24 protein-coding genes and 1 tRNA gene are annotated in these 24,542 nt (G+C 38.8%); 15 read left to right on the plus strand and 10 right to left on the minus strand.

The window, feature by feature from the left end; translation table 11 throughout:
• Positions 1-64: 64 nt before the first annotated feature.
• The 3 genes from A5482_RS04925 to A5482_RS04935 all read left to right on the plus strand — a co-directional run bounded on the left by A5482_RS04925 (position 65) and on the right by A5482_RS04935 (position 1,980).
• Positions 65-715: a phosphatase PAP2 family protein gene (locus tag A5482_RS04925; protein ID WP_083260417.1), complete on the plus strand. Its 651-nt coding sequence runs from the start codon at positions 65-67 to the stop codon at positions 713-715.
• Between the two features lie 64 nt (positions 716-779).
• A complete protein-coding gene (locus A5482_RS04930; RefSeq protein ID WP_069790650.1) occupies positions 780-1,781 on the plus strand; it encodes a DMT family transporter in 1,002 nt (333 codons plus the stop codon).
• A gap of 127 nt (positions 1,782-1,908) precedes the next feature.
• A tRNA-Gly gene (locus A5482_RS04935) sits at positions 1,909-1,980 on the plus strand.
• 17 nt (positions 1,981-1,997) lie between these two features.
• Here A5482_RS04935 and A5482_RS04940 read toward each other — a convergent pair.
• From A5482_RS04940 to A5482_RS04960, 5 genes are all read right to left on the minus strand, one after another.
• Positions 1,998-3,692 (minus strand): helicase HerA domain-containing protein, encoded by a 1,695-nt coding sequence (locus A5482_RS04940; RefSeq protein WP_069790651.1) that lies wholly within the window; start codon positions 3,690-3,692, stop codon positions 1,998-2,000.
• A 116-nt stretch (positions 3,693-3,808) separates the two neighbouring features.
• Entirely contained in the window at positions 3,809-6,433 is a 2,625-nt protein-coding gene (locus A5482_RS04945; RefSeq protein ID WP_069790652.1) for a trans-splicing intein-formed DNA polymerase III subunit alpha N-terminal partner DnaE-N, read from the minus strand.
• 201 nt (positions 6,434-6,634) lie between these two features.
• The gene (locus A5482_RS04950) at positions 6,635-8,266 is read right to left on the minus strand and encodes a DUF3352 domain-containing protein (protein WP_069790653.1); all 1,632 of its coding nucleotides are present in this window, start codon (positions 8,264-8,266) and stop codon (positions 6,635-6,637) included.
• Positions 8,267-8,337: 71 nt separating this feature from the next.
• On the minus strand, positions 8,338-9,585 hold the full coding sequence (locus A5482_RS04955; protein ID WP_069790654.1) for a glutamate-5-semialdehyde dehydrogenase: 1,248 nt from the start codon (positions 9,583-9,585) through the stop codon (positions 8,338-8,340).
• Between the two features lie 28 nt (positions 9,586-9,613).
• The gene (locus A5482_RS04960; protein WP_069790655.1) at positions 9,614-10,000 is read right to left on the minus strand and encodes an NfeD family protein; all 387 of its coding nucleotides are present in this window, start codon (positions 9,998-10,000) and stop codon (positions 9,614-9,616) included.
• A 135-nt stretch (positions 10,001-10,135) separates the two neighbouring features.
• Between A5482_RS04960 and A5482_RS04965 the strand changes: the two genes are divergently transcribed.
• The 8 genes from A5482_RS04965 (at position 10,136) to ligA (ending at position 18,655) form a co-directional block, all read left to right on the plus strand.
• Positions 10,136-10,588 (plus strand): nitrate reductase associated protein, encoded by a 453-nt coding sequence (locus A5482_RS04965; protein ID WP_069790656.1) that lies wholly within the window; start codon positions 10,136-10,138, stop codon positions 10,586-10,588.
• A 137-nt stretch (positions 10,589-10,725) separates the two neighbouring features.
• A complete protein-coding gene (gene smpB, locus A5482_RS04970) occupies positions 10,726-11,190 on the plus strand; it encodes an SsrA-binding protein SmpB (protein WP_069790657.1) in 465 nt (154 codons plus the stop codon).
• 156 nt (positions 11,191-11,346) lie between these two features.
• Entirely contained in the window at positions 11,347-12,795 is a 1,449-nt protein-coding gene (gene gatA / locus A5482_RS04975) for an Asp-tRNA(Asn)/Glu-tRNA(Gln) amidotransferase subunit GatA (protein WP_069790658.1), read from the plus strand.
• 182 nt (positions 12,796-12,977) lie between these two features.
• Complete coding sequence (locus A5482_RS04980) at positions 12,978-13,568, plus strand: phycobiliprotein lyase (RefSeq protein WP_069790834.1); 591 nt, start codon at positions 12,978-12,980, stop codon at positions 13,566-13,568.
• 122 nt (positions 13,569-13,690) lie between these two features.
• A complete protein-coding gene (locus A5482_RS04985; RefSeq protein ID WP_069790659.1) occupies positions 13,691-14,275 on the plus strand; it encodes a chromophore lyase CpcT/CpeT in 585 nt (194 codons plus the stop codon).
• A 225-nt stretch (positions 14,276-14,500) separates the two neighbouring features.
• Positions 14,501-14,812 (plus strand): co-chaperone GroES, encoded by a 312-nt coding sequence (gene groES, locus A5482_RS04990; RefSeq protein ID WP_069790660.1) that lies wholly within the window; start codon positions 14,501-14,503, stop codon positions 14,810-14,812.
• Positions 14,813-14,918: 106 nt separating this feature from the next.
• The gene (gene groL / locus A5482_RS04995; RefSeq protein WP_069790661.1) at positions 14,919-16,544 is read left to right on the plus strand and encodes a chaperonin GroEL; all 1,626 of its coding nucleotides are present in this window, start codon (positions 14,919-14,921) and stop codon (positions 16,542-16,544) included.
• Positions 16,545-16,636: 92 nt separating this feature from the next.
• Entirely contained in the window at positions 16,637-18,655 is a 2,019-nt protein-coding gene (gene ligA / locus A5482_RS05000; protein ID WP_069790835.1) for an NAD-dependent DNA ligase LigA, read from the plus strand.
• A gap of 113 nt (positions 18,656-18,768) precedes the next feature.
• Here the strand turns inward: ligA and A5482_RS05005 are convergent, their stop codons facing one another.
• On the minus strand, positions 18,769-19,158 hold the full coding sequence (locus A5482_RS05005; protein WP_069790662.1) for a hypothetical protein: 390 nt from the start codon (positions 19,156-19,158) through the stop codon (positions 18,769-18,771).
• 120 nt (positions 19,159-19,278) lie between these two features.
• Between A5482_RS05005 and A5482_RS05010 the strand changes: the two genes are divergently transcribed.
• A complete protein-coding gene (locus A5482_RS05010) occupies positions 19,279-19,884 on the plus strand; it encodes a Crp/Fnr family transcriptional regulator (RefSeq protein WP_069790663.1) in 606 nt (201 codons plus the stop codon).
• Between the two features lie 4 nt (positions 19,885-19,888).
• Here A5482_RS05010 and A5482_RS05015 read toward each other — a convergent pair whose 3' ends face one another.
• Positions 19,889-20,830 (minus strand): LysR family transcriptional regulator, encoded by a 942-nt coding sequence (locus tag A5482_RS05015; protein WP_069790664.1) that lies wholly within the window; start codon positions 20,828-20,830, stop codon positions 19,889-19,891.
• A gap of 343 nt (positions 20,831-21,173) precedes the next feature.
• Here A5482_RS05015 and A5482_RS05020 point away from each other — a divergent pair, with 343 nt between their 5' ends.
• Positions 21,174-21,953, plus strand: a complete 780-nt coding sequence (locus A5482_RS05020) for a fumarylacetoacetate hydrolase family protein (RefSeq protein ID WP_069790665.1) — start codon at positions 21,174-21,176, stop codon at positions 21,951-21,953.
• Here the strand turns inward: A5482_RS05020 and A5482_RS05025 are convergent.
• A complete protein-coding gene (locus A5482_RS05025; protein WP_069790666.1) occupies positions 21,950-22,426 on the minus strand; it encodes a Tic20 family protein in 477 nt (158 codons plus the stop codon). The genes A5482_RS05020 and A5482_RS05025 overlap by 4 nt on opposite strands.
• A gap of 29 nt (positions 22,427-22,455) precedes the next feature.
• Entirely contained in the window at positions 22,456-22,653 is a 198-nt protein-coding gene (locus tag A5482_RS05030) for a hypothetical protein (protein WP_069790667.1), read from the minus strand.
• Positions 22,654-22,934: 281 nt separating this feature from the next.
• Here A5482_RS05030 and era point away from each other — a divergent pair, with 281 nt between their 5' ends.
• Positions 22,935-23,876 (plus strand): GTPase Era, encoded by a 942-nt coding sequence (gene era, locus A5482_RS05035; protein WP_069790668.1) that lies wholly within the window; start codon positions 22,935-22,937, stop codon positions 23,874-23,876.
• 102 nt (positions 23,877-23,978) lie between these two features.
• Positions 23,979-24,179, plus strand: a complete 201-nt coding sequence (locus A5482_RS05040; protein ID WP_069790669.1) for a hypothetical protein — start codon at positions 23,979-23,981, stop codon at positions 24,177-24,179.
• Between the two features lie 7 nt (positions 24,180-24,186).
• On the opposite strand, the gene A5482_RS05045 is transcribed toward A5482_RS05040, so the two are convergent.
• The gene (locus A5482_RS05045; RefSeq protein WP_069790670.1) at positions 24,187-24,483 is read right to left on the minus strand and encodes a TIGR03792 family protein; all 297 of its coding nucleotides are present in this window, start codon (positions 24,481-24,483) and stop codon (positions 24,187-24,189) included.
• Positions 24,484-24,542: the final 59 nt, after the last annotated feature.

Below are 24,542 nucleotides of genomic sequence, written 5' to 3' on the forward strand. Positions count from 1 at the left end.
GCCCATAACCTTTTCTTAAAAAATAGATTTATCACTCTTTTTATATAGCAGTTGTTCTTTTGTAATGAAAATAAAGTATATTCTAAAACCGAAAAATATAACCCAACATTTCGACACATTTCAATGTATTGTATTTATTTTTGCTGTTATATTTTTTCTAATTCTTTCGGGGCTGGTAGTAAGCGATAGATTAAGTTCCGCGGATGTATATTTCCAAAACTTCCTTCAAGATAGTTTACCTAGTTGGTTTGAATATATTGCCAGATTTTTTTATTTTGTAGGTGAGGCAGAAGTTGCTGTTTTTGTAGTTGTATTTAGTTTGATTTTTTTGGTGCGGAAAAGGTTATGGATTGAAGCTCAAGTGATGGCTTTATCTTCTTTATCTATTCTATTATTAGTCGATAAAGTATTTAAACCATTATTTGCTATTCCTCGCCCTATAAATCGTATGGTTGACCATGTTAACGGTTATAGTTATCCTAGTGGTCATGGTTCGGGAAATTTAATTTTATATCTACTCATTGCTTATTTTGTTTCCCAATATTTTCCCCGCCGAAGGGTTGCTTTATTTAGCTTTGTTGTTATTTTTATGATTTTGATGGGCATCAGTAGTGTTTATTTGGGTGTACATTGGATGACGGACTTTTTGGCTTCTTACTCTGTTGGTTATATTATTTTTAGTATTTCTATACTATTGTACAAAAGTTCTAAGTAGCTTTGAGGATGAGTAAGGGGGATTTTGGTTAAGATTAAGAAATGTAACAATCTTTGAGTAATCAATGGAAGCACAAAAAAATCCTCGTCCTAATTTTTTCAATCCCATAGTATATGTTGCCCCTTTTTTTTTGTGGGGTACGGCAATGGTTGCTATGAAGGGTACTATATTGGAAACTACTCCGATATTTTTGGGGGCATTAAGAATTTTTCCTGCGGGTATTTTGGTTTTAATATTCGTGAGTCGGGGAAAAAGTTTACAACCCCAATCATGGAAAGCATGGGGCTGGATTGTATTGTTTGCTTTGGTGGATGGCGCTATGTTTCAGGGTTTTTTGGCGGAGGGATTGTTGCGCACGGGGGCTGGCTTAGGCTCGGTTATGATTGATTCTCAGCCTTTGGCGGTGGCTATTTTATGCCGTTGGTTATTTAAGGATATGATTGGTTTTTGGGGTTGGTTAGGGTTAGGTGTGGGGATTATCGGCATTAGTTTAATTGGTTTGCCTGATGAGTGGATTGTTAATTTGTTTCAGGGTAATTGGGGGGAGTTTTATTTTAGTTGGGAAGGGCTTTTTGATAATGGGGAGTGGTTGATGCTGTTGGCTTCTTTGTCTATGGCGTTGGGTACTGTTATGATTCCCTATATCTCCCGTCATGTGGATACGGTGTTGGCTACGGGATGGCACATGATTATTGGGGGTTTGATGTTATTTTGTCTTAGTGGGGTGACGGAGACTAATCAGTGGGTAAATATTAGTTTGTCTGGTTGGTTGTCTATTGCTTATGCAACTATTTTTGGCAGTGCGATCGCCTATGGTGTATTCTTTTATTTAGCATCGAAGGGCAATATTACCAGTTTAAGTGCGCTGACTTTTTTAACCCCTGTATTTGCCCTTAGTTTTGGTAATTTGGTATTAGGTGAACAACTTTCTTCGTTGCAATGGGGGGGAGTGTGTCTCACTTTAGTCAGTATTTATTTGATTAATCAGCGCAAAATGATTAATAATAAATGGCAAAATTTTAAGCTCAATTTTCCTTGGTTGAATATTCGAGAAAAGATAAATTAATGAGGTAGTGCTGAAAAAGTCTTTAGATTTAGTGTAGGTGTCAGGTAAAAATTTTCATATTTTGATATTTATACAAAAATACTTGACAAAAAAAAATATATTCGCCATAATAATATATGTGCTGATTGCGGGTATAGCTCAGTGGTAGAGCGTCACCTTGCCAAGGTGAATGTCGCGCGTTCGAATCGCGTTACCCGCTTGAACGATTAATGAAACTTAAAAGCCGAGATCACTCTTGGCTTTTTTTGCTTCTATACGTAATGTATCATCATCCATGGTTTGCCAGTCTGGCTCTCCTACCTCTGCATAAAACTGTTGATCATAGGCTCTAGTCCTTACTACTACGGGCATAGGCACCGCATGACCTAAAACTAACGCCTGTTGTTTGGAGTCTAATTTTGCTAATACCGAGCGCAACCCACTTGCTCCCGAAACCCCTGTAAAGATAGCATCTATGTCTTTCTCGTCGTTCAATAAACAAGTAATCCTCGTACCTACTTGGGACATCACTTCATTATCTATACCAGAAGGACGTTGATCGACAACTAACAGGGTTACAAAGTATTTTCTCATCTCACGGGCGATGGTGCCAAAAATCGTTTGATGGACAATTTTAGAATCCAAAAAGCGGTGTGCCTCCTCAATGGTAATCACCAAAGGACGAGGCTTATCCATGGTATTTTTAGTTTGCAAGAAAGTTTCTGCCTTTTTTACATACGCGCGGTGAATGCGACGGGTAATCATATTCGTCACCAACATATAAGAAAGCATACTACCCTGAGAGCCAAATTCCACTACCACGTGTTTTCCACCGTCAAGAAGGGCAAGAATTTCATTAATATAATTGTGAGGACATACAGACTTCATATACTTCAGGCTTTCTAGCCTTTTTAACTTCCGTTGCAAAGCCATAATTGAGCCTTTATGCCCCTGCTTCTCATTACAGAAAATTTCTATATCCTCATTAGTCATATTAATGAGTTTATAAATCCAATCTCTGCCCAACTCTCCAGCCAAGATATTGGCATTGTCCAAACTCGCCTCCGACAAACCCAACTCCCGACTAATTAACCGTAAATCCTCAATCTCGATTTGGTCATAACTTAAAAATAAATCCCTCGAATTGGGTACCCCTCGGCGTTTGGTAGATTTTGGATCCAAAGTATAAATTTCTACTTCCTTGGGAAACAATTGCCGTAAGCCCTTGACCATGTTTAACTGTTTACCCTCACTCACCGCTTCCCAGCCATATTCCGAGTGCATATCAAACATTAAATTAACAGCCGCCTGTTTGCGGATAATGCCCGAAATAAGAAGCCTTGTTAAAAAAGATTTACCTGTACCTGATTTACCAAAAATACCATTGCTACGTTCTACAAAACGGTCTAAATCGAGACAGATAGGCACCTCCATATCTAGGGGTTTACCGATCGCAAAGTTCTTCTTATAGGGATCATCTTCCCAACCAAATACCGAGCGAAAATCCTGCTCCGTGGATTCATATACCTGACTAAAATGGCTAGGAATAGTTTTAACGGGCAGTAATTTTAATTTACTTTCAAATTCTCCAAAGGCATTTTTGAGGGTGACAGTATTCGGGCTATCTTCTTCTATGCTGTTATCAATGCTCAACATGAGCATGGGGGCGATTTCAATAGTGCCGTAGGTGTCGCTCCCTGCCAATACTTCGCGCCAAAAATCATCTTCAGGATCGGGGGGATGGGTAAAAATTCTGGGGGTGGATGTGCCGAGGGAAACGTCGGTGAGGAGACAGAAAAATTTTGACCTGCTTCCCTGTACTACTAAAAATTTACCTACTCGCATCTCTTCTACGGATATATCAGGATGTAAGCGCACTTCTAATCCTTCGCTTAATGATCCTTCAATAACTGATCCTAAAGGTTGATTCAACTGTCAAATTCTCCCAAAAGTCAATCTTATCCACTATATTAGCTTGTTATTGGTAAATCTGATCTTATTTTGGCTTAACGGTTTTTATCTCCCAAAGAAGCGCAAATTCATAATTATTAGGAAGAAATCATCAACAAGTCCAAGCCCTGCTCAAAAATTTGGTCAATGGGTAACATTTTATGGTCAGAAGTCATCATTTTATGATCCTTTGTCGCTTTGATAGTGGCACCGTTTTCCAACTCATACTCAAAAACCTCTTGCTCTCCTCTATCATGCCACTGGGCGATCGCCTGAGTATATACAAAACCATTTTGATCTACACTATAAACGGAACATTGGATATGCTCCTCCACAATTTTGCCAATGGGTAAAACCCCATATTCCACCGTCAAAATCTCCGTATCATAACTCAAACAATACTCCGCAAACTTAACCATCTGGTCAAATAAACTCTCCGCAATATCCTTCGAGACACCATTTTTCATGGAACCATCAATAAACTTTTCTTGGTGTTTTGCCATTTCCGATGCCTTTTTCTTACCCATCGCCCGACGCAACAAATCTGCCTCCCCAAGAGAATAACCAGCCAAATCCTGAGCCATTTTCATAATTTGCTCTTGATATACCAACACCGCATAGGTTTCTTTCAAAATGGGCTGTAATAGCTCATGCTCATAGGTAATCGCTTCTCTACCATGCTTACGATTAATGAAAATAGGGATTAAACCAGCATCAAGGGGGCCCGGGCGATAAAGTGCCAAAATAGAAGAAATATCCTCAATACCAGACGGTTTTAAATCCCTCACAATTTGTTTCATGCCATCGGATTCGAGCTGAAATATTCCTTGTAAATCGCCCCTTTCCAAAAGATTATGGGTAAGGGCGACATCTTTGGGTAACTTTTTACTCGTACCCTTTTCCAAAATTTGTAAAGCCTTCCTTTCCCCCAAGGGTAAGTCATCTACATCTATGTCAATATTACGATTGAGCTTAATTAGTTCCGCTGTTTTTTGGATTGTGGTTAGGTTTCTCAGACCCAAAAAGTCCATTTTTAACAGTCCCAAAGACTCCAAATCCTCCATGAAATATTGAGTAATTACTGAGCCTTCGTTGTTTTTTTGCAAAGGTACAATTTCGTCTAAAGGTTCACTGGAAATCACTACCCCCGCTGCATGGACACCAAACGTTTTATTCATGCCCTCGATGCGCATGGCCATGTCTAACCATTTTTTTACCCGTGGCTCGTTATCATACCTTTCCTTAAATTCGGGGGTGGGAGTATCATCGGATACCATTACCTTTAATTTCGCTGGTTTTCCACGGGATACGGGAATCATTTTTGCCATTTCATCGGCTTCGGCGTAGGGGACATCCAAAACCCTTGCTACGTCCTTTAAAACAGCCTTGGAGGTCATTCTGTTGAAGGTGATAATTTGGGCAACTTTATCTTCTCCATATTTGGCGGTAACATAGCGAATCATTTGATCCCTTCTATCAATGCAAAAGTCGGTATCAATATCAGGCATGGATTTACGTTCGGGGTTCAAAAAACGCTCGAATAATAGTCCATGGTGAACAGGGTCAATGTTAGTAATACCAAGGGCGTAGGCCACTAATGAACCAGCGGCGGAACCGCGCCCCGGGCCCACAGGAATGTCATTATCTCTGGCATATTTGATATAGTCCCACACTACGAGGAAATAGGTACAAAAACCCATGGTTTCCATCATGCGCAATTCATATTCCAGTCTTTCTTTGTAAATAGGGCTGATTTCGCTTTTTTGCCGACAGTTGAATCTATCCATCAATCCATCCCAGGTGACGGCTTCGAGGTAGCTTTCGGGGGTGTGTCCGCTAGGGATGTCAAAGTTGGGGATTCTTGGCTCTCCGAGGACGTTGTAGGGTTTTATTTTATCAGCTATTTCGAGGGTATTGGCGATCGCCCTTTCTACAATTTCAGGTTCAAGATGATCCCTAAATAGCAGTTTCATTTCTGCTTCTGATTTGAGGTATTCTGTGCCTGAATAACGGAGTCTTTTTACTTCGTCGATGCTTTTCTTGGTGTTGATGCAAAGGAGGGCATCGTGGGCTTCTACGTCATAGCAGGAGAGAAAGTGGGAGTCGTTGGTGGCGATGATTTTGATGTCTAATTCTTGACTAATTTTCGCCAATTCTACGTTAACAATACGGTCTTCTTTTGAGCCGTGATCTTGTATTTCGAGGTAAAAGTCATCTTTGAATACTCTTTTGTACCATTTGGCTACGTCTCTGGCTCGTTTATAGTCTCCTTTGAGAATAGCTTGGGGCATTTCCCCCCCTAAACAGGCGCTGGTGACGATTAAGCCTTCGTGGTATTGCTCTAATAATTCTTTGTTAACACAGGGGCGGGAAAATATGCCTTTACCCTGCATTCCCTGTAGGTGAGAGATGGTGGTAAGTTTGACGAGGTTTTTGTATCCTTGTTTGTCTTTAGCGAGGACGATTTGATGAAATTTTTTGATGCCTTTGTGGTATTGGGTAATGTCGTCGTTGATGACGTACATTTCGTTACCAATGATAGGTTTGATGGGTTTATTGAGGCAGTTTTTGATCAGTTGAATGGCACCATACATGACTCCGTGATCGGTAATGGCGATCGCAGGCATCTCTAATTCTACTGCTTTTTCTACGAGGGAAGGAATCTGGGATGCACCATCTAGTAAGCTATAGTCGGTGTGTATGTGTAAGCCAACAAAGGACATTTCAGTAATTAAGAATGAAGAATTGAGAATTAAAGGAATTGAGAACAGTTTTTAGTGTAGCATTGCTTAATTATTTACGGCAGTTGTTTTTCTCTCTGCCTAATATTTCCCCACTTTTCACTTTTAAAACTTTTCTTTTTGGAAAAAGGGGTACTTAGGCTTTGATAACAAAATGTTTTGAGAGTGCAGTTTCACTGTCAATTATTTTTTCTGGAGAGAGATGTTGATGTCTAGTTGACTGGTGTTGGGGTTATTACTAGAGCTAGTAATGGCAATTCCTTTGAGAGCATTAATAATTGGTTGGCTCTCAGGGGGGGCATTTTCAAAAAAATCGGGGGCAAATTCATTGAGAATATTAACCGTTTTTTCTATGTCAAAAAAGACGTAACCAAAGTTATCTTGGGGGAGAGTTTGGGTGGTGAGGGTAAAATTTTCATTGCTTTGTAATGATGTATTACTATTAGTAATAGTATCAATATTTTCCTCTTGACTTAAGTTTACAAATAAGAGGTTATCTTCTAGCCAACCGTAAGATAATAGTTGTCCTTCTATGGTAGTCCATTTAGTAGATGAAACACCATTATTTTCCTCTTTTTCTATCCGTATAAATTGATCTGAACCTGTTAATCTTTCTATTTGGTTGAGGGTGTTTTCTGCTAAAGTGCGATCGCCCGTTTCCATCAAAAATAGACCTTTCATGCCAGTATCAGCAAAGGAATTATTTTCATCAACGGATAAGCCAAAGGCAAATTCTCCGTCTAACCAAGCAAAAATATCGTCCTGTAAATTGAGATTTAAGGCATTTCCAGTAAAAGATTCTAGTAACACAATAAACTGATCTAATTCAGGTATTAATTGACGATTTACCTCTACTTGTTCCCAAATAGTTTTTAAAGCTACACCATCTATCATAAAAATAACATCATCAGAAATTTTATTGATTAATTTATGGGTAGTAGTACTACTAATTTCTGAATATAAAGGATTTGATAAATTAACAATAGTACTAAGATTAATACCATGATCTTGAATATCAAAAGTAGTCACCGCAGTTTCAATCATGGGAATTTCTGCTGTATCGGGTAAATCAAAAGATTCTGTAATAATATCGCCGATGAAATAATTGTAATCAGTAATATATGTCTGAAATAAGGGATTTTTTTGATTCAGTTTTTCCCTAGTTGTCTCATGGGCTTCTTTCACCGAAACAATAGAATCAGCCCCCCGATAAGTATCTATAAATTGTTCTATCACCGTTTGGGCATCACCCATGACGGCTTGATTATCAAAGAAACTAAACCACACACCTTCAGGGTTTTCGGTGGAAGTAACTTGATAAACTGTAATATTTTGATATTCACTTTCTATTACTTCGGTGTCAGGATTATCTTTAATTTTGTTTAAAAAATTCCTTGCTTTTAATTTATTTTTTACCCCGGCAATTACTCCAACATTAGGTTCAGAAGTATCATCAATATTAGGAAGAAAAGCCATCATCAAATTTCCTAACCAAGGCTCAATATCTTCTTGGTAATTAACCTCAATATTTTCCGAGCCTAATTCATTTTGCCATTGTTGCCAATTTTCTTCAACGGATTCCCTTGCTCCAAAAGTGTCAAATTGTTCTAATTCTTGCCAGTCATTTATATCTGTGGAAATAAAACCAGTGGCAACGGCATCGGCGGGAATGATTTGTGAGCCTTGTAAGGGGGTTAATTCTTCTCCTAATAATAATCTACGACCAAAATAGTATCCTAATCCTGCGGCTACTATCACTATTAGGGAAACCCCAAAACAACCAATTCCTAGTTTATTTTTTTTCTGTGCGCTCATTACTTTTAGCCCATTTTATTAATGATTTTATCAAGGTTTTTTAGATACAGACCTAAAAACTTAGAATAGTTTTACATTTGTCCATCACCTACGACGATTTGTTTGAGGGTGGTAAAGGTTTCTAGGCTGATTAATCCTCGGCGATGCCCTTTTTGATTGGATACCCCCAAAAATACTGAGTTGCTTCCCTGTAAATAGCGATAAAAACGGGGGGATGAGTTGATATACACTAGGGCGCTATCGGCTTCCATGGCAAAGGTGCGCCCTTCTTGATAGGAATCCGTAACTAGACAGTTGGCATGACCACTGCTATATTCGTTGATATGGGCGATCGCACTTTGTAGATCATCTGTACGCCTAAAGGCGATGGTTTTAGTCAAAAAAGGTTCATGCCATGAAGACTCTTTGGCGGGAATTAGATAATCAGGAAACTCCTCCACTAAGGCATCATCCCCTTTTAAAACAAAGTCATTTTCCTGAAGATAGTTAAATAAACGAGTAATAGAAGTGGACTTTTGTTGACTATTAATCAAAACCTTTTCGATGGCATTCACAGGATCTGGTAAACTACCATGACTATCCACAATAACAGATTTAACTATATCAAGATCACTAGATAGAGACCAGTATAAATAACAATTACCCATGGCAGACTTCAACACTGGTGCCGTTGCCATTTCCGTTACCTGTTGAATTAAACTAGGGCGCCCGTAAGGAATAATTAAATTTAAATATTGATCCTGAGTGATCAAATCTTGGATAGAATAACCTTGTTCGGAGGGTAAAAATTCAATGCAACTAGGGGGAAAATCTGCTTCCTCTAGGGCTACTTGCAGTATTTGGGAAATAATGGTGTTAGTATTACTCGATTCACTACCGCCCCTCAAAATTAAACTGTTACCCGTTTTGATGGTTAATCCTGCGGCGATAATAGCCAAATCTGGTAAAGCCTCATATACCATGGCAATTACCCCAAGGGGCATCAACTGGGAATAATTTTGACAATAGGTTACTTGGTAGGGGGCATTGATTACTTTTTGAAAAGGATCAGGTAATTCTGCTAAAGTTTTTAATATCTCTACGGCTGCTTCTAGTCTTTGGGGTGTTAATTTTAGCCAATCCAAAATTAAATCTGGCACAGACATTTCCCGACTAATTTCTAAATCCAGGGTGTTTGCCTGAAGAATATCATCAAAACAATCTTCTAGTTTACTTGCCATTAATGATACCGCTAAGGAACGCTCTATCCCTTTTATTTTACTCATTTCGAGAAATGCTTGATGGGCTTTTTTTACCCTTTTATCGATGGATTCTGTCATAGAATTTGCGGTTATAACCTGAACAATTTTAATATCTGTATGGCAACAGAAGAATTATCAATACAGAAGAGATAATCATAATACTTCCCACTAGCCAAGGAATAGGACTCACTAATGAAAAGACTAATAATATGGAAATCATACCAATGGTAAACCATAGCAGGAAAAATAAGTAGTTTTTTGAAATTTCCTGACGGTGTAATACCCATTTTTTGCCATTCCAAGACCATTTTTTTTTGTATGGTGATAGATTAACCACAGGTTTTAAATACTGATGTTCTTCATCGGTGACAAATATTTGTTGACATTTGTGACAACCCAAGGCTTCGGTTAGGGTGATTGGTTGTAGTCTTCCCTCTTGACGACAAGGGCAGGGATATTCACATTTTAGGTCTATTGGCTGATCTTTAAACACTCAAGCCCCTCTTTGTTTTTGCTCTTTATTTATTTTTTTTGTTTATTTTAATTCAGAATTTGGTCTGATGATTTACTTCGACAACAAGACACTATAATATCTATTTTAAAAGTAATTTTTTAAGAGCGATCGCCCATGACTGATTTTTTTCAATTTGAAGCAGATTTTGTAGAGTCTTTACGTTGTATTCCCCTCGTCGTAAGACTAAAATTAGACACCTGCGGAGTAAAATTAAAACTTAATCATTGGCATCAATTTACGTTAGAAGAAAGAGAAATATTAGTTAAAAAACCTTGTGTAACTTCCCTTGAAGCTGAAGATTATGCTACTTTTTTGCAAGAATTAGTACATAAACAAACGGGAAAATATGCAAAGACTTTAGAAATTGAGTCTAATCCATCATGGCAGCAAAAAGAGAAAATACCACTACAAATCATTGAAAAAGCCCAAGAATTTGATATTAAATTAAGTATTAATCAATGGCAAAATTTAACAGATTTACAAAGATTTGCTCTAATTAAATTAAGTCGCCCCAGCCACGAAAATAATAACTTTCTCCCCGCCCTCAAGGAATTTGATTTAATTTAGGTTTATGAGAAGACGAAAAAAGTCCACTCCCCATTGCCTATTGCCTATTGCCTATTCCCCATTCCCCACCCCGACTAACAATATATTCATCAAACTGAGGTACAATAGTAAGATTGCAGACAAAATGAAACTCGTTTATGGTAGAAAAAAAACCAATTAAAGTTATAAGTGATAATCGTCAAGCCAGATACCTATATGAGATTTTAGATACCTATGAGGCAGGGATTCAGCTAGGCGGCACAGAAGTAAAATCCGTTAGGGCTGGAAAGGTGAATTTGAGAGATGGATATTGTTTGATTCGTAATGGGGAAGCATGGTTGATGAATGTTCACATTGCCCCCCACCAAACCGCAGGGCAGTATTTTAACCATGAGCCGAAGCGCGATCGCAAATTACTTTTACACAAAAAAGAAATCAGTAAATTAATCGGCTTATTAGAGCAAAAAGGATTAAGTTTAGTTCCCCTAAAAATGTACATCAAAGGGGATTGGATTAAAATTAATCTTGGTTTAGGTAAAGGTAAGAAACTTCACGACAAACGGGAAACCATTAAACGCCGTGACGATGAGCGACAAATGGCGAGAGTAATGAAACAGTATTAAAAATTGACAATTGACAATGGACAATTGACAATGAATTATACTTAAAGCGTTACTTTGAGTCATAAATAATGAGTTAATTTCTTAATCCAAAAGACTAACTATTCATTATCAATTATCAATTATCAATTATCAATTATTAATTATCAATTACTATCCATGGCTTCCATTTCCCAATTACACAAACAGCTTATCAATAAAGAACGTTCAGCGGTAGAAATTACCCAAGAATATCTCCATACCATCGAAAAATTAGAACCCCAAATTAAAAGCTATCTTCATATCACCAAGGATTTAGCCCTAGAGAGCGCCCAAAAAGTGGATCAAAAAATTGCTAGGGGAGAGGAAATTGGAACCCTTGAAGGTATCCCCATCGCCGTTAAAGATAATATGTCCACTAAAGGGATTCCTACCACCTGCGGTTCAAAAATTCTCGAAGGTTTTATCCCTAGCTATGAATCCACCGTTACCCAAAAACTCCATGACCAAGGGGCGGTAATTTTAGGTAAAACTAACTTAGATGAGTTTGCCATGGGAAGTTCTACAGAAAACTCTGGTTATCAAGTAACCGCTAACCCTTGGGATACCACCCGAGTGCCAGGGGGGTCTTCTGGAGGCTCTGCGGCGGCCGTGGCTGCCGATGAATGTGTGGTTTCCTTGGGATCTGATACTGGGGGTTCTATCCGTCAACCTGCCTCACTGTGTGGGGTTGTGGGCTTGAAGCCTACCTATGGTTTAGTGTCTCGTTTTGGTTTAGTGGCCTATGCTTCCTCCCTTGATCAAATTGGACCTTTTGCCCACACCGTGGAGGATGCAGCTGTTTTGTTAAAGGCGATCGCCGGTTACGACTCCAAAGACTCCACTAGCTTAAAAGTCGAAATCCCTGACTATACAACATCCTTTACCACCGACTTAAAAGGCTTGAAAGTGGGCATCATCCGGGAAACCTTTGGAGATGGATTAGATGGAGTAGTGGCAGAAGCCGTTAACCAAGGTATCAAAGAATTAGAAAAACTAGGCGCCCAAGTAAAAGAAATTTCCTGCCCTCGTTTCCGCTATGGTTTGCCCGTTTACTACATCATCGCCCCCAGTGAAGCCTCCGCCAACCTTGCCCGTTACGATGCAGTAAAATATGGTATCAGAAGCCAAGCGGATAACCTTATGGATATGTACACCCAAACCAGAGCGCAAGGCTTTGGTAAGGAAGTAAAACGCCGTATTATGTTAGGTACTTATGCTTTATCCGCAGGTTACTATGACGCTTATTACCTCAAAGCGCAAAAAGTGAGAACTTTAATTAAACAAGACTTTGACAACGCTTTTGCTGATGTGGATGTATTAATTTCCCCTACCTCCCCCACCACTGCCTTTAAAGCAGGGGAAAAAACCGATGATCCCCTTACCATGTATTTATCGGATTTAATGACTATCCCTGTTAACCTTGCTGGTTTACCCGGTATGAGTATCCCTTGCGGTTTTGATGGTCAAAATTTACCCATCGGAATGCAGTTAATTGGTAACGTCTTACGGGAAGACATTTTGTTTAAAGTGGGTTATGCCTTCCAACAAGCCACCGACTGGCACACCAAATCCCCAAATTTGGGTTAATTTCCCCTAAATCCCCCTATTTTGGGGGACTTGGAAAACATAAATTTAATCATAAATTCTGTATTCAGGGTAATCCACTATTGCCCATTGCCCGTTGCCTATTGCCCATGAGTCAGTTGACCCTTAAACGCCAATTAGGTTATGGTAAAAAGAAAAATATTAATATAAAAAATAGATATAAAATGGACGGATTAACCTTTTTCCAAAATAGTGCTGGTAAATGGCGATCGCAACGTACCACCCATCACTTACCCTTCCGCCGTGCCGAAAGTGGTGGCTCAGAAATTAGGGTTGAAAGCCTCGACAAAAATAACCCTAAAATCAAAGAAATATGCGAAATGCACAAATTTGATCCTGAAAACTCCGTAGGAGGTTCCTATGTTGCTTGGGATGGCTCTATGGCGTGGGATAAAGAAAATGAAAGCCACAAAGGAGAGACTGTTTTTGCCCTCATTCCTGAGCCTAATAACCCCCGTGAAGGAAAACTATTAAGAGAAAGAGGCTACGCCGAAATAGTACCTGTGGCAGGGGAATATTACCTTGATCATGATGATGCTCTCGTTTTAACCACCGAATATGAAACCATGACAATCCATGAGCGTTTTTGGTTTGTTAGCGATGATGTTCGTTTGCGCACCAGCACAGTGCAAAGATTTGGAGGTTTTAACACCGCTACTTTTTGTATCGAAGTAAGGGAAAAATCTGAAGACGAAAAAACCACTCAACCTAATCTTGATTCCTTATTAGACTCCCCCGCCATCACTGGTTGGTAATACTAAAAAAAAGAGTTTTATTCCCCCCTTATTAAGGCAGTAGGGGGGATCAAATGTTTACAATTCCCTAAAAAACTATATAAAAAAAGACTGTTTCTATTATTAATAAAATATTTTAAAAAATGAGTAATTCCACAGATGTAAAAGCCCTTGCTAAATTAATGGCAGGTGATTTTAGCAATGAACAACAAGCATTAGATAATCCTCCCTTCTTTGCTCACATTCGGGTATGTATGCGCCCTTTACCCCATTTCCTTTTTGGAGAAGTAAGTTTTTTCCTCGAACAAGCCTACGATTTTTTACTCTCTCAACCCTATCGCTTAAGGGTATTTACCATTACAGTAGTAGGTGATCATCTTGAGTTGGAACATTATAAACTCAAAGAAGAAAAAGAATTTTATGGAGCTTCTCGTAACCCCGAAAAACTGAAAGGATTAACCCTTGACCATCTGGATAAAATGGATGGTTGTGATATGATTGCTCACTGGACAGGAACCCATTTTAAAGGTCACGTCAAACCGGGTAAGGCTTGTATTGTGGAACGCAAGGGCAAAAAATCTTATCTTGATAATAGCTTTGAAATCGATGAAAATAAGCTAATCAGTTTTGACCGTGGTAGAGACTTAGAAACTGATGAGTTGTTATGGGGTTCGGTGGCAGGGCCATTTCATTTTAGCCCAACCCAACGCTTTACCGATGAACTATAATCTCCAAAATATTCTCAACTCTCATCTCCAGTATCATTAGAAAACCTAATGCCTAAGAGCTAATACATAACACCTGCCTTATAGTTCGGAAACCCGTACAATAAAACCCATTGCTATGGTACGCCGATTTCGGTTAAATTAGCACTCGTAAGGTGAGAGTGCTAAAAGCATTTTCTCCGAGCGATTAAAAAAATTAACTATAGAGAAATAAGGAGAAAACCATAGATGGCTGCAATTACCATTAATGTATCAACTGTTAAGCCTTTGGGCGATCGCGTTTTCGTCAAAGTAAGTGAAGCTGAAGAAAAAACTGCTGGTGGTATCTACTTACCTGACAATGCCAAAGAAAAACCCCAAATTGGTGAAGTTGTCACCGTGGGTGATGGCAAAGTAAATGACCAAGGTACTCGTACCGCTGTGGAAGTAAAAGTAGGTGATAAAGTGCTTTATTCCAAATATGCAGGTACCGACATCAAACTTGGTAACGATGACTATGTCTTACTCTCCGAAAAAGACATCCTCGCTGTAGTTTCCTAATTTTATATTGAAACCCCTGAAGGTAGCTCAAATTTATTGAGCAAATAAAAACCTTTCAACTCATCAAATTATTTCAACTTTTACAGTAAATAAGAAAAAAATAACTATGTCCAAGTCTATCATTTATAACGAAGAAGCTCGTCGCGCCCTAGAGCGTGGTATTGATTTATTAGCTGAAGCCGTTGCCGTTACCTTAGGGCCTAAAGGTCGTAACGTTGTACTAGAAAAGAAATTTGGTGCTCCTCAAATCGTTAACGATGGTGTAACCATTGCCAAGGAAATCGAATTAGAAGACCACATTGAAAATACTGGGGTTGCTTTGATTCGTCAAGCGGCTTCTAAAACCAATGATGTAGCTGGTGACGGTACTACTACCGCTACTGTACTCGCCCACGCCATTGTTAAAGAGGGTTTACGCAACGTAGCTGCCGGTGCAAACCCCATCGCCCTCAAGCGTGGTATCGACAAAGCTACTGACCATTTAGTTGCCAAAATCGCTTCCCATGCTAGAAAAATCGAAGACAGCAAGGCGATCGCCCAAGTAGGTGCTATCTCTGCGGGTAATGATACCGAAGTAGGTGAAATGATTGCCCAAGCCATGGATAAAGTAGGTAAAGAAGGCGTTATCTCCCTCGAAGAAGGTAAATCCATGGAAACTGAACTCGAAATTACCGAAGGTATGCGTTTCGAGAAAGGTTATATCTCCCCTTACTTCGTAACCGATGCCGAGCGCATGGAAGCTGTATTTGAAGAGCCTTTCATCCTCATCACCGATAAGAAAATCACCTTAGTCCAAGACTTAGTTCCCGTTTTAGAACAAGTTGCCCGTCAAGGTAAACCTTTAATCATCATTGCTGAGGACATCGAGAAAGAAGCCCTCGCCACCTTAGTGGTTAACCGCATCCGTGGTGTGTTAAACGTTGCAGCAGTTAAAGCTCCTGGTTTTGGCGATCGCCGTAAGCAAATGCTTGAAGATCTCGCCATCCTAACTGGTGGAAAAATGATCAGTGAAGACGCAGGATTAAAATTAGACACTACCACCGTAGATCAACTTGGTACTGCCCGTCGTATGACCATCACCAAAGATACTACCACCATCGTTGCTGAAGGTAACGAAAAAGAAGTTAAAACCCGTTGTGATCAAATTCGTCGTCAAATCGAAGAATCTGATTCTTCCTACGACAAAGAAAAATTACAAGAGCGCCTCGCAAAATTAAGCGGTGGTGTAGCGGTAATCAAAGTAGGTGCGGCTACCGAAACCGAAATGAAAGATCGTAAGCTACGCTTAGAAGATGCCATCAACGCCACCAAAGCGGCGGTAGAAGAAGGTATCGTCCCTGGTGGTGGTACTACCCTCGCTCACCTCGCCCCTGGATTGGAAGAGTGGGCAAAAGCTAACTTAACCGCTGAACAGTTAACTGGTGCTTTAATCGTTGCCCGTGCCTTAACCGCACCCCTAAAACGTATCGCTGAAAATGCTGGTCAAAATGGCGCTGTAGTAGCTGAAAGAGTTAAGGAAAAAGACTTTAACACTGGTTATGATGCTGCTAACAATGAGTATGTTGATATGTTTGATGCAGGTATTGTTGACCCTGCCAAAGTAACTCGCTCTGGTATTCAAAACGCCGCTTCCATCGCTGGAATGGTATTAACCACCGAGTGTATCATCGTTGACAAACCTGAAAAAGATAAAGGTGCTGCCCCTGCTGGTGGCGGAGATTTCGACTACTAAGTTGAAACTTTATAAATAACTTTGGGGTGGGCAATATGTCCACCCTTTTTTTTGTTAAAATTAATCCTCATCTCCAATCTTTTTCAAATGCTATGGCTTCTATTCCCACTGAAATTAGTAATCGAGTTCAACAGTTAAAAGTTAAATTGCAAGAGGCAAGTTATGCTTATTATGTGTTGGATAATCCTATTATGGAAGATTCAGTTTATGATCAACTTTATCGGGAATTACAAACCCTAGAAATAGATTATCCCCAATTAATTACTATAGATAGTCCCACTCAAAGAATAGGAGATAAATTAGATGGTCAGTTTAATTCTGTTAAGCATAATATTCCTCTTTATAGTTTGGATAATGCTTTTAACTTCGAGGAGTTAAAACAGTGGGAAAATAGATGGCAAAAACAGTTATCTAAAACCGTTGATTTTGATTATATTTGTGAGCTAAAAATAGATGGCAGTGCGATCGCCCTTACCTACGAGAATGGAATATTAACAAGGGGTTTAACAAGGGGTGACGGTATTACGGGGGAAGACATTACCCATAATTTGCGCACCATTCGCTCTATTCCCCTCAAGCTAAATTTAGATAATCCACCCCCCATATTAGAAGTAAGGGGAGAAGCCCTATTACCCCTCAAAGAATTTGAAAGAATTAATCAACAAAGGGCAAAAAACCAAGAAAATTTATTTGCTAATCCTCGCAACGCCACCGCAGGAACATTAAGGCAATTAGACCCTAATATTGTTAGTCAAAGAAAACTACAATTTTTTGCCTATAACTTACACATAAATAGCGAAAATATTTCTATTAATAGTCAAAAAGAGTCGCTAGATTTTTTACAACAAAATGGCTTTTTAGTCAATCCTAACCATCAAATTTGTAAATCCTTAGAAGACGTAATTAATTATTGTAATTACTGGGAAAATAATCGCCAACAATTACCCTACATGACCGATGGTATTGTTATCAAAATAAACTCCCTAACCCTTCAAAGTCAACTCGGTTTTACTCAAAAATTCCCCCGATGGGCGATCGCCCTTAAATACCCTGCCGATGAAACCCCCACCATCGTCGAAAAAATCACCGTCAACGTAGGACGTACTGGGGCAGTGACTCCCATGGCAATCATGAAACCCGTGCTATTGGCAGGAACAACCGTTCAAAGAGCCACTTTACATAACTACGACTTTTTGCAACAATTAGACATTAGAGTGGGAGATACCGTAGTAATTCGCAAAGCAGGGGAAATAATCCCCGAAGTCGTCAGAGTTATCCCCGAATTACGCCCCGAAAATACTCAACCCTTCGAGTTTCCCACCCATTGCCCCGAATGTGGCTCAGAATTAGTACGGCCCGAAAACGAAGCCGTTACCCGTTGTGTAAATAATTCCTGCCCTGCCATTTTGCGGGGTAGCCTAATCCATTGGGCATCCCGTGGCGCCATGGATATTAGGGGGCTAGGAGAAAAAGTAGTGGCTTTGTTAATGGAACATAAATTAATTAAATCCATTGCTGATATATACGAATTAAAAGCCTTTGAAATTGCCGAATTAGAACGCATGGGGGAAAAGTCGGCTCAAAACTTAATTACTGCCATTGAAGGGAGCAAAAAACAACCTTTTGCCAAAGTTTTATACGGTTTAGGAATTCGTTATGTGGGAGCAGTAAATGCTCAAATTTTAGCGGATAATTTTCAAGATATAGACAGTTTAGCCAATGCCAGTATTATGGATTTGGAAGCAATCAATGGCATAGGAAAAGAAATTGCTAATTCCGTGGTGGAATGGTTTAGTATTGAGCAAAATAAACAACTAATTAATCTTTTAAAAAGTCATAGTCTTACCTTACAAAATGATAATACTCAAAAAGATGACCAACAATTAATACTAGAAGGCAAAATCTTTGTAGTTACAGGAACATTAAATCAATTAACCAGAAATGAAGCTAAAGATTTAATTCAAAAATATGGAGGAAAAGTAACAGGCTCGGTAAGTAGTAAAACAGACTATTTATTGGCAGGAGAAAAAGCAGGTTCAAAGTTAACTAAAGCTCAAGAATTAGGCATTAAAATTATTTCTGAATCAGAATTATTAACCATGATTAATTAAGATAAATATTAAATATTTAGGAGTTCAAAATGATAGTTATAAATATAAATACAAGCTCTTCTCTTGTCAAATGAGACCAGGAAAATTATACGATCTATATGCTATTGAAAAAGTTAATTTTTTCCCAACCACTTCCATAAGAAGTGTTTTTCTCCCTTTGCCCTAATCTTTTTTACTTCTTGGGCAAAATAATATTTTTCCTTGTCTGATAATCCCCCTCTAATGATATAGGCACTATGCCAGAGCAAAACAGAGGTTAAAAAACCAATGGAAAAAGTAACCGCCAAAGTGCCAAGGGGGTTAAATTCCATTCCCGCCCTTACCGCTGACCATGTACAATGTTCTTGACAAAGGGAAAAAGTTTCTCTAAACTGCCACAAGCCCCAAGGCATAACGGTTAACCATGATAAAAGCACCAGTAGCCATCGGCCATATATTCTGCTCAGGTGCAATCTTTCAATGTCATCGTCTTCAATTATAGATTCTTCTTGATTTTCGTTCATTTTCCTTTGGTTAACAAATCTTGGTTAAAACTTAAACTATTCATTACCTTCCATTAACTTTCATACCCTAGCATAGGTAGTAATTCGATGTATCCTAGCAAACATTGGCTATCACAACTTATGTTAATTACTTCTCCCTCCAAACATCATTTAAGCACTAAAATTCAATCTAGTGAAAGAAGATTACATTTTTATGGCAAGGGTGAAGAAATCCCCCTTTTAGAACAAGGAATTTGGAGCATTAGTAGTGGTTTTGTACAATTAGTTGGGGTGAATAATCAGGGGGATGAAACTTGGCTAGGATGGGCTTCTCAGGGTCATTTTTTTGGTTTATGGTTAACTTCTTTAGATTCTTTTAAAGCAAGGGCTTTGTCCGATGTATATTTGCAGTGGTATAACTTGCAAGAAATTGAAAAATCACCCCAAATTGCCCAGACTGTCTTGGCCCAAACAGTAGTCAGAGTTAAGCAAACTGAACAGTTATTGGCGATCGCAGGATTAAAGAGAGTTGAAGAGAAACTGATTGAGTTATTACGTTTGCTATCTAACTGTATCGGTGAAAATCTTAACGATGATTATACCCGTTTAACAGTGCGTTTTACTCATCAAAATTTAGCCAGTGCGATCGGGACTACACGGGTAACAGTAACCCGTTTATTAGGAGATTTGCAAAAAGATGGTTTAATTTCCTTTGACAAAAGTCGTCATATTATTGTTAAAAAATAATGCTCTATGGTTTATTCCCCATTCCTCCATCTAAATCATCAAATCGAAATTGAGTTTGATTATAGACGAGGTTAAAAAAGTTTTTGATAGTAGGAATTTCTAACCTATCCCGAGTAGTAACCAAAACCACGTCTCTGGTGAGGGGTAAGCCCGAATTTAGGGCGATGGACACCACCTCTAGGGTAGGATCTAACACGGCCTCTTGGAGAGCAGATTGGGGCAACAGGGCTATTAAATTGCCCTGACGAATCACCCCCCGAAAAGCGTCTAGGGTGTTTAATTCCATGGCAACACTTAACTCAAAACCATGACTAGCGAATAAATCTTGGACAATGCGCTGCATTCCGTAGCCGTCTTTGAAAATGACTTGGGGAAAACTTACTAAGTCTTTGATGGTCAGAGTTTTGTAGGAGGCAAGGGGATGATCTTTTGCTACTAAAACCTGTATCACTTCTTCATATAGAGGTCTTACAAACATTTCCCCCGTGGCAGTCAAATATTTGTTATTCATGACCACTGCAACGTCCACAAGTCCGTCTCGTAAAACTTTTAAGGCGCGATCGCTCCCTAAAGCTGTTACCCTTAATTGTACTTGGGGAAACGTACTACAAAATTGTTGCAAAATAGGGGGCAAAAAATAGGCACACACCGAGTGAATCGCCGCCACACATAGCTCTGGTTGTTCCCCCTGCAAAAGTTCCTTCATTTTTTCCTCAACCTTTTCCCACTCCTGACAGATGCGCCTTGCGTGGGGTAATAATCGCTCTCCTCCCACCGTTAACTTTGCCTGGGCGTGACGATGAAATAAAGAAGTGCCTAAATGAGCTTCTAAGGCTTGAACTTGACGGCTTACCGTGGACTGGGTAACACCACACTTTTTGGCTGCTTGTCCAAAACTCCCTGTATCATTCACCGCTAAAAATGCCTTAATTTGCTCAATTCTCATTAATTTACCAATCCTCTACCTCGGGTGTTACATCCATTAATACCGTACGATTAGATAACCTTTTCAATCTGTAACAATTCATACTATATTTATGGAATATCTCTGGGTTTGAAAAACCGAGATTAATGAAGGTATAATTCACAACTTCCCAGAAAAGGTGATAATTAACCTACCACGACTTTTAAGTAACTATTATGTATTGAAATCTTAGTGATTTTACTATAGCATTACCTAGGAGTAGTTTTTCCTCTTGTTTTGATGGTTTACGGTTGGTCAAAAAAACTCTATTTTTTATCAAAAAATTATCAATAAAATTTAATATCTAACTTTTAGAATTTATATCATGGCACAGCGTTATGTAAGGGTTAAAACCAAAAAAGGACAAACATATTATGGCAAATTACAACTTGACCGTAGTGTGTTAGTTTTAGATGCTCCACCATGGCTAGATGGCGGTGAAACGGATTTGGTTTTGGAAGTGGACGAATATCTCTTACTTGCGCCCTGTGCGCCTTCTAAGATTATTGCTGTGGGTAAAAATTACGCTTCCCATGCAGCAGAAATGGGTTCAGAAGTACCCAAAGAGCCTCTTATTTTCTTGAAACCTCCTTCTTCTATCATTGCCCACGAACAAACTATTTATTATCCCAAACAGTCTCAAAGGGTTGATTTTGAAGGAGAATTGGCGGTTATAATAGGCGATCGCACTAAAAACTGCACCCTAGAAGAAGCTACAACCAAAATATGGGGCTACACCATTGCCAACGACGTTACCGCCAGAGATTTACAAAAAAAAGATGGACAATGGACAAGGGCGAAAGGATTTGATACATTTTGCCCCCTAGGCCCTTGGATTGTCAGAGAATTAACCTCAGGAGCAAAACTCGAAACCATCATCAACGAAGAAGAAAAACCAAAACAATCTGCATTACTAGAAGACATGGTATTTTCTCCCGCCGAAATAGTCGCCTATGTCTCCCAAATTATGACCCTTTTACCTGGGGATGTCATATTGACAGGTACTCCTGAAGGTATCGCCCCCATGCAGATAGGAGACACCGTTAGCATAGAAATTGAAAGCATTGGGGTATTAACTAACACCATTGAAGCCATACCCGACTAAAAAGGCACTTGAGAATAAGCCGCTTCAGAAATACCGGGTAATTCTGCATATTTACCAGTGGCAGATTGATAAATACTATAGCCACAGGCGGCTAAAGTACCCAAGAAAATAACGTTATAGAGGGTTTCAATAAATAATCCTCCTATGCCCCCAGCGAGTAGGCCAATAATTAGATTTACTAAGATTAACAAAATATCAATTAAAATCGCCTGCATGGCATTGTATCGAAGGAAATGGCTAAACTTAGAATTCCTAATGACAAAAGAAAATAAAGCGATAAAAATAATAAAACGAGCAAAAGGAATGATGCTATAAAGATAAATGAGAGGGATTAACGGGATAGTTATTAATTGCAGAATGGGAAATTGATTGAACAAAAACCCCCCAAATTCTAAAACATAATAAAGGGGTATGAGATAGACTAAAGAAGCAAATAGTCTATCCTTCCAATCATTTGAGCCTAGGCGAGTCATAAAGTTAATAGTTTATTTTGTTATTTCACTTATTCGATATTAACAAGATGAAACCCCATCTGACACTGATATACTATGGGTTGATTTTGCCCTACCTTGCCCAAACATTGCCCACAGCCAAGTTTACCCTTTTGCCAACGGGGTGTCCCTCCATGATTCGCCATCAGGCAACCGTTACAAACTTTTTCGGTGGATAATAGTTGTTCATTTTGGAGAATTACTAACATTGTCTAGCCCTCCCTTACGCTTAACTCCCATAGCTCTATTTTACTCTTTTGCCCAGAAAAACTGTATTATCGGATGCTTTACTTAACAATTAATGTGGTTTGATGGAAAAATTTGTTAGGTGTCAGGTAAGAGAAGGTATTAGGCTTAAATATTTGTACATTAAAAGTTTTATTATCAATTCTCCATTATCAATTCTCCTCCTGCCCTAGCCAATTTATGGTAATTTTAGGGTAGGACATTAACCGTGAAAATAATCACGATACTCCCTGTAAGATTCTCTATGTCGAATGTTAACGATTTTGTTTCTAGTATTATTCCCATTGCCCCAGAAAATTTTAAATCTGGTTTCATAGCAATTATCGGGCGCCCTAATGTGGGCAAGTCCACTTTGATGAATCAATTGATTGGACAAAAGGTTGCTATTACTTCCCCCGTTGCCCAAACCACTCGTAATCGTTTGCGGGGTATTTTAACCACCGATGAGGCTCAAATTATTTTTGTTGATACTCCGGGGATTCATAAGCCACACCATGAGTTAGGGCGAGTTTTGGTACAAAATGCTACTTCTGCTATTAATAATGTGGATGTGGTTTTGTTTGTGGTAGATTGTGCGCAAAGGGCTGGTGGGGGCGATCGCTTCATAGCCGATTTATTGCATGATAGTTCTACCCCTGTAATTCTGGGTTTAAATAAGGCAGATTTACAAAGGGGTAATAGTGAAGAAATTGACGCTAGTTATCAAGAAATTTGTGAGGAAAATTGGCAACAAGTTAAGTTTTCAGCGACCAATGGTACAGGGTTAGAAAATTTACAGGAAAAGTTAATTAATAATCTTGATTTAGGCCCTTATTATTATCCCCCAGATTTAGTAACGGATCAGCCAGAAAGATTTATCATGGGAGAGTTAATTCGGGAACAAATTTTGTTATTAACAAGGGAAGAAGTTCCCCATTCTGTGGCTGTTACCATCGAAAAAATGGTAGAAACTCCTAAAATAACTAAAATATATGCTGCCATTAGTGTAGAAAGAAAGTCCCAAAAAGGCATCATAATTGGCGACAAAGGTAGTATGTTGAAGGAGATTGGTACTGCTTCCCGTCAACAAATGCAAAAAATATTGAGCGGAAAAGTATATTTAGAATTGTTTGTAAAAGTTGAACCAAAATGGAGACAATCACGGTTAAGATTAGCTGAATTTGGTTATCAAGTCGATAAAAATTAATGGATAATTGATAATCCTCTTTTGTAATATTTTTATACCTTTATTTAACAAAGTTTTATATCTTTTTAATAATTAATATTTTATTTATTCTATTTTTTTATAATGTTAAATCTTATTACACACCCTGAGCCAAATGTAATTTTTTTATTAGCTTTATTACATTGTTTTATCGGTTTGTCAGCGGGAATTGTTGCTGATACTAAGGGTTATTCCTTTGCTCTTTGGTTGTTGATAGGTGCGATCGCAGGTACTTTTGGACTAATCGCTTCCCTACGACTCAAACCCTTGACAAAAGAGAGTTAGAGCAAAATCAAACAACAAAAAACTCTCTTGATTCCATCATCCGAACAGGAATATCCCCCATGGCATTTTTAAATCGAAAGGCAGTCAACTCCAAATCTTCGGGGGGAATAGCCTTCCATAACTCCCTAGAAGCCCAACGAATCACAAAAATAATCTCATTTCCATTATCTGGACTCATCCAAACCTGCTTATCAATAAATCCCTCATATTTTTCTAAGGCATCAGTCCAAATTAATCTATCTTGCTCCAAAAAAAAGTTGTGATACTCAGAACAAACCTCAAACTTTAACCATTCAATAACCATCCCTTAAGTCCTAATAATAAATAATATGGAGAGTTTCAATAATACGATTAAAACACCTA

It is taken from the genome of Cyanobacterium sp. IPPAS B-1200, from assembly GCF_001747005.2.
Classification (GTDB): domain Bacteria; phylum Cyanobacteriota; class Cyanobacteriia; order Cyanobacteriales; family Cyanobacteriaceae; genus Cyanobacterium.

Coding starts and splice junctions, on each gene's coding strand:
- A5482_RS04925 (WP_083260417.1), top strand. CDS start 65: ATGAAAATAAAGTATATTCTAAAACCGAAAAATATAACCCAACATTTC.
- A5482_RS04930 (WP_069790650.1), top strand. CDS start 780: ATGGAAGCACAAAAAAATCCTCGTCCTAATTTTTTCAATCCCATAGTA.
- A5482_RS04945 (WP_069790652.1), bottom strand. CDS start 6,433: ATGTCCTTTGTTGGCTTACACATACACACCGACTATAGCTTACTAGAT.
- A5482_RS04950 (WP_069790653.1), bottom strand. CDS start 8,266: ATGAGCGCACAGAAAAAAAATAAACTAGGAATTGGTTGTTTTGGGGTT.
- A5482_RS04955 (WP_069790654.1), bottom strand. CDS start 9,585: ATGACAGAATCCATCGATAAAAGGGTAAAAAAAGCCCATCAAGCATTT.
- A5482_RS04965 (WP_069790656.1), top strand. CDS start 10,136: ATGACTGATTTTTTTCAATTTGAAGCAGATTTTGTAGAGTCTTTACGT.
- smpB (WP_069790657.1), top strand. CDS start 10,726: ATGGTAGAAAAAAAACCAATTAAAGTTATAAGTGATAATCGTCAAGCC.
- gatA (WP_069790658.1), top strand. CDS start 11,347: ATGGCTTCCATTTCCCAATTACACAAACAGCTTATCAATAAAGAACGT.
- A5482_RS04980 (WP_069790834.1), top strand. CDS start 12,978: ATGGACGGATTAACCTTTTTCCAAAATAGTGCTGGTAAATGGCGATCG.
- A5482_RS04985 (WP_069790659.1), top strand. CDS start 13,691: ATGAGTAATTCCACAGATGTAAAAGCCCTTGCTAAATTAATGGCAGGT.
- groES (WP_069790660.1), top strand. CDS start 14,501: ATGGCTGCAATTACCATTAATGTATCAACTGTTAAGCCTTTGGGCGAT.
- groL (WP_069790661.1), top strand. CDS start 14,919: ATGTCCAAGTCTATCATTTATAACGAAGAAGCTCGTCGCGCCCTAGAG.
- ligA (WP_069790835.1), top strand. CDS start 16,637: ATGGCTTCTATTCCCACTGAAATTAGTAATCGAGTTCAACAGTTAAAA.
- A5482_RS05005 (WP_069790662.1), bottom strand. CDS start 19,158: ATGAACGAAAATCAAGAAGAATCTATAATTGAAGACGATGACATTGAA.
- A5482_RS05010 (WP_069790663.1), top strand. CDS start 19,279: ATGTTAATTACTTCTCCCTCCAAACATCATTTAAGCACTAAAATTCAA.
- A5482_RS05015 (WP_069790664.1), bottom strand. CDS start 20,830: ATGAGAATTGAGCAAATTAAGGCATTTTTAGCGGTGAATGATACAGGG.
- A5482_RS05020 (WP_069790665.1), top strand. CDS start 21,174: ATGGCACAGCGTTATGTAAGGGTTAAAACCAAAAAAGGACAAACATAT.
- A5482_RS05025 (WP_069790666.1), bottom strand. CDS start 22,426: ATGACTCGCCTAGGCTCAAATGATTGGAAGGATAGACTATTTGCTTCT.
- A5482_RS05030 (WP_069790667.1), bottom strand. CDS start 22,653: ATGTTAGTAATTCTCCAAAATGAACAACTATTATCCACCGAAAAAGTT.
- era (WP_069790668.1), top strand. CDS start 22,935: ATGTCGAATGTTAACGATTTTGTTTCTAGTATTATTCCCATTGCCCCA.
- A5482_RS05040 (WP_069790669.1), top strand. CDS start 23,979: ATGTTAAATCTTATTACACACCCTGAGCCAAATGTAATTTTTTTATTA.
- A5482_RS05045 (WP_069790670.1), bottom strand. CDS start 24,483: ATGGTTATTGAATGGTTAAAGTTTGAGGTTTGTTCTGAGTATCACAAC.